Here is a 478-nt window from a genome sequence, read left to right on the forward strand (position 1 = left end):
GATCGCGCCGCCGCCCATGATGACAACATAGCTTGGCAGAGCGACATACAGTGGATCGACGCCAAGTGCGGCAGCGGCTTCATGCATCGGTTTTGCGGCGTTCATCGCAAAGGACATCCCGGCAGAGAAAATGCCGCACATCACCGCCAGCACCAGCCCTTTTTTCAGATTGAACTCTTCGGCTTTAATGCCCATCTTGCGCTCTTTCAACTGCCCGGCGCGAGTTACAATCCCTACGCCAATCAGCGCCACCAGAACGCCGAGCAACGTCATGCGTCCGCCTTCGGTATTAATCAGCACATCGAAATTGCCGTTGATAATTGGCGTCATCAGCGTACCGACAATCAACGTAATGCCAATGGCGATGCCAATTCCCATCGACATGCCGAGATAACGCATGGTCAGGCCGTAGTTGATATTACCGATCCCCCACATAGCGCCGAACAGAAAAACAGGCAGTAGCGTAGAGAGACTAAAC

At 53.8% G+C, this 478-nt stretch carries 1 protein-coding gene; it reads right to left on the bottom strand.

The annotated features are described in order from the left end of the window. Window positions 1–478, bottom strand: a 478-nt coding sequence (locus FHD02_RS24025) for an L-rhamnose/proton symporter RhaT (protein ID WP_220394384.1), incomplete at both ends; no start/stop codon positions are given.

The organism is Citrobacter sp. EC_71, assembly GCF_019584005.1.
GTDB lineage: Bacteria > Pseudomonadota > Gammaproteobacteria > Enterobacterales > Enterobacteriaceae > Citrobacter > Citrobacter werkmanii.